Annotated in this window: 7 protein-coding genes; 6 read left to right on the forward strand and 1 reads right to left on the reverse strand. The window is 66.8% G+C overall.

The window, feature by feature from the left end:
• Positions 1-67: 67 nt before the first annotated feature.
• Positions 68-976 (reverse strand): LysR family transcriptional regulator, encoded by a 909-nt coding sequence (locus tag PHI64_RS18395; RefSeq protein WP_299885944.1) that lies wholly within the window; start codon positions 974-976, stop codon positions 68-70.
• 102 nt (positions 977-1,078) lie between these two features.
• Here PHI64_RS18395 and PHI64_RS18400 point away from each other — a divergent pair, with 102 nt between their 5' ends.
• The 6 genes from PHI64_RS18400 to PHI64_RS18425 all read left to right on the forward strand — a co-directional run bounded on the left by PHI64_RS18400 (position 1,079) and on the right by PHI64_RS18425 (position 5,893).
• A complete protein-coding gene (locus PHI64_RS18400; RefSeq protein ID WP_299885947.1) occupies positions 1,079-1,930 on the forward strand; it encodes an NAD(P)H-binding protein in 852 nt (283 codons plus the stop codon).
• Positions 1,927-2,742 carry a class III extradiol ring-cleavage dioxygenase gene (locus PHI64_RS18405; protein ID WP_299885950.1) on the forward strand — a complete coding sequence of 272 codons (816 nt, stop codon included), beginning with the start codon at positions 1,927-1,929 and terminating at the stop codon, positions 2,740-2,742. The genes PHI64_RS18400 and PHI64_RS18405 overlap by 4 nt, the downstream gene beginning before the upstream one ends.
• A 2-nt stretch (positions 2,743-2,744) precedes the next feature.
• Positions 2,745-3,284, forward strand: a complete 540-nt coding sequence (locus PHI64_RS18410; RefSeq protein WP_299885953.1) for a cytochrome b — start codon at positions 2,745-2,747, stop codon at positions 3,282-3,284.
• Positions 3,285-3,308: 24 nt separating this feature from the next.
• Complete coding sequence (locus PHI64_RS18415; protein ID WP_299885956.1) at positions 3,309-3,875, forward strand: YceI family protein; 567 nt, start codon at positions 3,309-3,311, stop codon at positions 3,873-3,875.
• 52 nt (positions 3,876-3,927) lie between these two features.
• Positions 3,928-4,494, forward strand: a complete 567-nt coding sequence (locus PHI64_RS18420; RefSeq protein WP_299885959.1) for a YceI family protein — start codon at positions 3,928-3,930, stop codon at positions 4,492-4,494.
• Positions 4,495-4,795: 301 nt separating this feature from the next.
• On the forward strand, positions 4,796-5,893 hold the full coding sequence (locus PHI64_RS18425) for an acyltransferase (protein ID WP_299885962.1): 1,098 nt from the start codon (positions 4,796-4,798) through the stop codon (positions 5,891-5,893).
• Positions 5,894-6,158 lie beyond the last annotated feature (265 nt).

The following is a 6,158-nucleotide window of genomic DNA, read 5'->3' on the forward strand; positions in this document are numbered from 1 at the left end:
GCCCAAATCCTCGCCGCCCTCCGCCGCTGAATGCTGACTGCGTTCGTGTGTGCAGGCGGGGCTCTCCTCAGCCCAGCCCCTCATCCCAGTAAGGCGTGGGCCCGATACGCTCGGCCAGATAGTCCGCCAGGGCCCGCACCCGGGTGGGCAGGTAGCGGTTGCTCGGAAAGACGGCGTGGATGCCCAGTTCGGGCCCCGGATAATCGGCCAGCACCACCTCCAGCAGGCCGGCGCGGACGGCGGGGGCGACGATGAAGCTGGGCTGGCGCACGATGCCCAGCCCCCGCTGGCAGGCGTCGAGCAGGGCGTCGCCGCTGTTGGCCTGCAGGCGGCCCTGCACTGGAACCCACTGCAGTTCACCCGCGACCCTGTAGGGCCAGGCGCTGCGGGCAGTGCCGGTATAGCCCAGGCACTGGTGGATCAGCAGATCGTCCGGCACCCGGGGCCGGCCGTGGCGGGCCAGGTATTCGGGGGAAGCGAGGGTGAGCAGGCGCGAGGTGCTGAGGCGCCGGGCCACCTGGGTCGGGTCGAGCTGGGTGGTGATGCGGATGGCCATGTCCAGCCCGGATTCGATCAGCTTGACCTGGCGGTCATTGAAATCCACGTCCAGGTGCACCCCCGGATAGGTGGTGATGAAGTCAGCCACCAGGGGCGCCAGGTGGCGCACACCAAAGCTCACCGGCACGCTGATGCGGATTGGGCCGCGGGGCGCCCGCTCATCGCCGGTCAGGTCGCCCTCGGCAGCATCCACCAGGGCCAGGATCTCCCGACAGCGCTCCAGGTACACCTCCCCCGCCGCGGTGAGGCGCAGGCTGCGGGTGCTGCGGGCGATCAGCTTGACCCCCAGATGGGCCTCCAGGGCGGCAACGCTGCGGGTGATGGCCGAACGGGCCAGCCCCAGGCGCTCGGCCACGGCGGTAAAACTGCCGGCCTCGGCCACGCGAATGAAGGTGGACATGCCTTCGAGTCGATCCATTGTTTCATATCCAGCAACAAATAATTTTCCATTAAAGGCTATTTCAGGCCGAATCGAAAGCCTAAAGTACGCCCATCGAATTTCTCAACTCAGGAGAACAGCGTGATCCTCGTCACCGGCGCCAATGGCCAGCTTGGCCGGCGCATCGTCCAGCACCTCATCGCTCGCGAGCCCGGCCTGCGTGGCCGTCGCCTGGCGGTGAGCGTGCGGGAGCCCGCCCGGGCTGGTGACCTGGCATTCCGCAACGTGCTCGTGCGGCACGGCGACTTCGACCAGCCGGAAACCCTGCCCCAGGCCTTTGCCGGCGTCCTGCGTCTGGTGCTGGTGCCCACCGACGGGCCCGCGGAGCTGCGCCTCCAGCGCCATCGCAACGCCATCCGCGCCGCACTGGCAGCCGGGGTTGGACACGTGCTCTACGTCAGCGGCCTTGAAGCAGACATGACACCGGCCACGCCCTTCTCCCGGGTCCACCAGGAGACCGAGGCCCTGCTGGCAAGCAGCGCCCTGCCCCACACCGTGCTGCGCTGCCCGCCCTATTCCGACGCCCTGCCCGGCTGGTTCGCCCCGGCCCTGACCGATGGCACCCTGCGTGTGCCGGCCGGTGACGGCGTCCTGAGCCTCGTCTCACGGGATGAGCTGGCCCAGGCCATCGCCGCTGCGGCGCTGGCCCCGCGCCTTGATCAACGCATTCACCGGCTGACCGGGCAAGCCGCCGTAGGTCTGGCTGACATCGCTGCCCGCATCGCCCGGGTGTGCAGCCGCCCACTCCGCTATGAGGCCAGCGAGGCTGCGGACCCTACGGACGCAACTGAGGCAAGCACCAGCCTGTTTGCCGCCATCGCCCGGGGGCAGTTCGCCGCCCTCAGCCGCGACTTTGCAGCCCTCGTGGGCCATCCGCCCAAGTCCCTGGACTGCCTGATCCACGAATACTTCGCCCCGAGGAGTCTTGCATGAACCCGCGTCACCCGGTCCTCTTCGTCTCCCACGGCGCCCCCGACGTGCTGCTCAGACCCGGCGCCACCGTCGCCCTATGGCAGCACCTCGGCGCCACGCTGCCCCGCCCGCGGGCGATCCTGGTGATTTCCGCCCATTGGGCGGCCCGGGAGCCGACTGTCGGCACGGCCGCACGGCCGGAGACCATCCACGATTTCGGGGGCTTCCCGCCAGCCCTCTACGCCATGGAATACCCCGCCCCCGGCGCGCCGGAGCTCGCCGCCCGGGTGGGCACCCTGCTTGCCGAAGCTGGCCTGCCCTGCGCCACGACCCCCGACCGAGGGCTTGACCACGGGGCCTGGATTCCGCTGAAGGCCATGTATCCGCAGACCGACATTCCGGTGGTTCAGCTCGCCTTGCAGCCCTTTGCCGGCACCGACTGGCACCGCCGTATCGGCGCCGCGCTGCGCCCCCTTCGGGACGAAGGGGTGCTGATCCTGGCCTCCGGCGCGGTGACCCACAACTTTGGCTGGCTCACCTGGGGTGAGAACGGCGCACCGGTAAAGGCCGCCCGTGCCTTTGCCGACTGGCTGGGCGATGCCCTGGCCCGGGACGACCGCCCGGCCCTGCTCGATTACCGCCGCCTGTCGGCCGAGGGCGCCGCCGCCCACCCCAGCGAGGAGCACCTGCTGCCCCTGTACACCGCCCTGGGCGCCGCCAGCCCCGGAGAAATCCCGCTGCGCCTGGAACCGGAATACACCTACGGCGGTCTGGCCATGGACGCCTACCTCTGGCAGGACGCCAGCCCTGCCCCCTATCACCCGGAGCACTGAACATGAACTTCCCGACCCCGCGCTACACGGGCCCCGCCATCGCCGCCCACTGGGTGATCGCCGCCCTTATCCTGGTGGCCTTCCCCCTGGGCGTGTACATGCACGACCTTCCCCTGTCGCCCACCAAGCTCAAGCTCTACTCGTATCACAAGTGGATCGGCATCACCGTGCTGCTGCTTTTCGTGCCGCGCATCCTGTGGCGCATCACCCACCGCCCGCCGGCCCCGCTGCCCATGCCCGCCTGGCAGCACCGCATCGCCGAGGGCACCCACCACCTGCTCTACCTGCTGATGTTCCTGGTCCCGCTGAGCGGCTGGCTGATGAGCTCGGCCAAGGGCTTCCAGGTGGTGTACTTCGGTGTGCTGCCCCTGCCCGACCTGGTGGGCAAGAGTGAAGAACTGGGCGACCTGCTCAAGGAAGTGCATGAAGCCCTCAACTTCGGCCTGCTGACGCTGGTCGGCCTACACGTGGCCGGAGCCCTCAAGCACGTGATCATCGACAAGGACGGCACCCTGCGCCGCATGCTGCCCTTCGCCAAGTAAATCGAACGAATTCAAGGAGAAACCATGAAAATCCGCACCCTCACCCTGACCGCCGCCGTGCTGATGGCCGGCACCGCCCACGCCGTCGAGTTCAACCAGGTGGATGCCGCCAAGAGCAGCCTGGCCTTCTCGTCCAAGCAGATGGGCGTTCCCGTCCCGGGCAGCTTCAAGCGCTTCACCAGCCATATCGCCTTCGACCCAGCCAAGCCCACGGCCGCCAGTACCACCCTCGAGATTGACCTGGCCAGCATCGACGCAGGCTCCAAGGACGCCAACGACGAGGTGGTGGGCAAGCAGTGGTTCAACGTCAAGGCCTTCCCCACCGCCAAGTTCGTGTCCACCGGCGTCAAGGCCCTGGGCGGCAACCGCTACGAAGCCCTGGGCAAGATGACCATCAAGGGCCAGACCCGCGACGTGGTCGCCCCCTTCACCTTCAAGCAGGAGGGCGCCAGCGGCGTCTTCGACGGCGCCTTCGTGCTCAAGCGCATGGACTACAACATCGGCGAAGGCCCCTGGGCCGACGTCTCCGCCGTCGCCAACGAGATCGAGATCAAGTTCCATGTGGTGGCCAACGCCGCCACCAAGAAGTAAGTCAGCCTCAACCCCAACTCATCAAACCAAACCCAGTAGAACGGAGAACAGCATGAAGAAGCTCATCACCCTGGCCATCGCCGCCACCCTGTCCACCGCCGCCTTCGCCGCGCCGGAAACCTACACCATCGAAGGCACCCACACTTTCCCGCGCTTCGAGTACAGCCACTTCGGCTACTCGACCCAGCTCTCCCGCTTCGACAAGACCACCGGCACCATCACCCTCGACAAGGCCGCCAAGACCGGCTCCGTGGACGTGACCATCGACACCACCTCGGTGAACACCGGCTACCCCCTGTTCAACCAGCACATCCAGGGCGAAGACTTCTTCGACACCGCCAAGTACCCCACCATCACCTACAAGTCCACCAAGGTGAACTTCGACGGTGACAAACCGGCCACCATCGAAGGCAACCTGACTGTCAAGGGCATCACCAAGCCCGTCACCCTGACCGTCACCTCCTTCCACTGCATGCCCCACCCGATGCTCAAGAAGGACGCCTGTGGCGCCAACGCCACCGCCACCATCAAGCGCAGCGAGTTCAACGCCGGCAAGTACGCCCCCTACGTGGGCGACGACGTGAAGCTGACCATCGCCGTGGAAGCCTTCAAGCCCTGATCGTGCGGCTGGCGCCCCGCCGCCGGCCTGTATCTCCCGCGCCCCGACCCGCCCCAGGCGGTCGGGGCGCCCTCATTTCTGGCGGCCCGGAACAGCGCTTCCTGACAGAACCCGGGCCTGGCCTCCCGAATCGGCAAAAATTCATACCTAAAGCAGAATTTAAGCAATACCGGTCATCGTTCACCGGGCATCACGCGTTGTGCACCGCACACTGTCACCACCGGGGCAGACCCACGGTCTGCCCCGGCGCTATTTGATGCCCGGTTTCACCTTGCCGTCCATGCCCAGACAAACAACAAGAATGCCCGCCGTCGATGCGCTGAAGGCCTTTGCCTGCCTGGCCGTCGTCATGCACCATCTGGCCTTTTACGGCCCCATGAGTGACGTTGCCAAACCGTTGATGCCAACACTGGTGCGGTGGCTAGATGAATACGCCCGGATGGCCGTACAGGTTTTCCTCGTCGTGTCCGGCTTTCTGTTCGCCGCCAAATTTGCCCCGGCCGGGCAGCCGGTGAAGCTATCACCGCTCCCCGTGCTGCTCCAGCGCTACATCCGCCTGGTGGTGCCCTACTCCGCCGCGCTGCTGTTGGCGGTGGCCTGCTCTGCAGTGGCCGGCGTATGGATGGAGCACCGCTCCATCTCCGCGGCGCCAGACCTGGGGCAGTTGCTGTCCCACGTACTGCTGCTCCACGATCTGCTGGACCAGGAGGCCCTGTCCGCCGGGGTGTGGTATGTGGCCATCGACTTCCAGCTCTTCACTGTGGCTGTGCTTCTGCTGTGGCTGCCCTCACGCCTCACCGCACGGCAACCGGAGCTGGCCATCGTTGCCCCTCTGCTGATCGGCCTGCTGACCCTGGCATCCCTGTTCGGCTTCAACCGCGACGCCTTCTGGGACGAGACCGCCCTCTACTTCTTCGGCGCCTTCGGCCTGGGCATCCTGGCCTGGTGGGCAAGCAGCCAGCCCCGCGCCGGACGCTGGCTGGCCCTGCTGACCGCCCTGGCCGTGGCCGCGCTGGTGGTGGATTTCCGGGCGCGCATCGCGCTTGCCACGGGGGTCATGCTGTTTCTCGGCCTGGCGCGCCAGCACGGCTTTCTGCACAGCCTGCCGGTGCCCGCGGCGGTGAGCCACCTGAGCCGGATCTCCTACTCGGTGTTCCTGGTGCACTTCCCCATCTGCCTGCTGGTGAACATGCTGGTCAGCGTGAGCTTCCCGGCCAACCCGGTGATCAACGCCATGGGCATGGTGCTGGCGGTGGTGGTGAGCGTTATCGGCGGGCATCAGTTTCACTACCGGGTGGAGAGCTACCCCTTCCGCACCCGCACCCGGCTGCTGTTCCCGGCAGGTGTGGTGGCCGGGGGCTGGCTGACGGCACTGGCGGCCGCCAGCCTGGCCGGCTGAAAGGGCTTCAAAGCGATACAGAGGGTGGCTGCGGTCGCCCTTTTTGCGCCTGTGGCTTGGGTAGCTGGAGATGAGCGTGGGGTCGAATTCATTCGACCTCCGCCGGCTGAATCAACGGCCAGCCCTTGCTCGGAGTCCGAGGTCAATGAGATGGACTCCTCCCTCCTTCAACGGCTTCGATGAGCCAGACTGGGAAGTGTCACCCCCCGGTCAATCAGAAAGAAGGAGTCCGTCATGAAGATTACGCGCATTGGCCTTGATCTGG

The sequence above is a fragment of the Zoogloea sp. genome, assembly GCF_028689785.1.
Taxonomy (GTDB): domain Bacteria; phylum Pseudomonadota; class Gammaproteobacteria; order Burkholderiales; family Rhodocyclaceae; genus Zoogloea.